Annotated in this window: 1 protein-coding gene; it reads left to right on the top strand. The window is 68.2% G+C overall.

The window, feature by feature from the left end:
* Positions 1-85: 85 nt before the first annotated feature.
* Complete coding sequence (locus BST14_RS28035; protein ID WP_083067482.1) at positions 86-1,447, top strand: HNH endonuclease signature motif containing protein; 1,362 nt, start codon at positions 86-88, stop codon at positions 1,445-1,447.
* The last annotated feature ends 1 nt before the right edge of the window (position 1,448 follow it).

Here is a 1,448-nt window from a genome sequence, read left to right as displayed (position 1 = left end):
CGCCTGGCCAAATCACTTGTGCCACTTTTGTTTCAGTGGTTTCGATGGGGCGGTTTGTGTCGGAGGCCGGCGATAGCATCCGAACATGCGTTCGATAACGGATCCGGAGGAGATCGCGGCGGATTACGCCACGCTACACCGGATAGTCTCGCGCCTCGGACAGCACTGCTATGCCGCGTTGACCACCCCGGAACGCTTGGCGCTGTTGGACAAGCTCGAATGCGCAACGCGCAAGCTGCGGATTCCGAGTTATCAGCTGATCAATCAGGTTGGTGAGCAGGCGGATACGGCCGAGTTGGGCGGCACGTTGTCTTGGGCGTTGGCCGACCGGCTGCACATCAGCCGGGCCGAGGCCGGCCGGCGCATCGCCGAGGCGGCCGATCTGGGGCCGCGGCGGGCGTTGACCGGCGAGCCGTTGGCGCCGGTGCTGCCCGCCACCGCGGCGGCCCAGCGCGACGGGGCGATCGGCGCCGAGCATGTGGCGGTGATCCGGCGGTTTTTCCACCAGCTGCCCGGGTCGGTCGACCTCGAGACCTGTGCGCACGCCGAACAGCAGCTGGCCGCCAGGGCCGCCGAGTTTCGCCCCGACCAGCTGGCCAAGCTGGCCCGCCGCCTGATGGACTGCCTCAACCCCGACGGCAACTACACCGATGCCGACCGGGCGCGCATGCGCGGGCTGGTGCTGGGCAATCAGCAGGCCGACGGCATGTCCCGCCTGAGCGGGTGGCTGACCCCCGAAGCCAGAACCAGCTGGGAGGCCGTGCTGGCCAAGCTGGCCGCGCCCGGCATGTGCAATCCCGACGATGCCACCCCGGTGGTGAACGGCGCCCCTCCCGAGCAGGCGATCCAGCGCAACACCCGCAGCACCGCCCAGCGCAACCACGACGGCCTCAACGCCGCGCTGCGGGCGATGCTGGCCAGCGGAGAGTTGGGCCAGCACAACGGGTTACCGGCCTCCATCGTCGTGACCACCACGCTCACCGAGCTCGAAGCCGCCGCGGGCAGGGGTTTGACCGCCGGCGGTACCCTGCTGCCGATGTCCGATGTGATCCGCCTGGCCCGCCATGCCCGTCACTATCTGGCGATCTTCGATCACGGCAAGGCGTTGGCGCTTTATCACGCCAGGCGACTGGCCTCGCCCGGGCAACGAATTGTCTTATACGCCAAGGACCGCGGCTGCACCGCACCGGGCTGCGACGTGCCGGGCCTGTACTGCCAGGCCCACCACGTCCAAGACTGGGCCCACACCCAATGCACCGACATCGACCAACTCACCCTGGCCTGCGGACCCCACCACCGGCTGCTCGAGAAAAGCTGGACCACCCGAAAACGCGCCAACGGCGACACCGAATGGATCCCACCACCACACCTCGACCACGGCCAACCCCGCACCAACACCTACCACCACCCGGAAAAGCTGCTGGCCGATACGGACGACGACCCGTAGC

This window comes from Mycobacterium arosiense ATCC BAA-1401 = DSM 45069 (assembly GCF_002086125.1).
GTDB lineage: Bacteria > Actinomycetota > Actinomycetes > Mycobacteriales > Mycobacteriaceae > Mycobacterium > Mycobacterium arosiense.
This window is presented reverse-complemented; position numbering and strand designations above follow the sequence as displayed.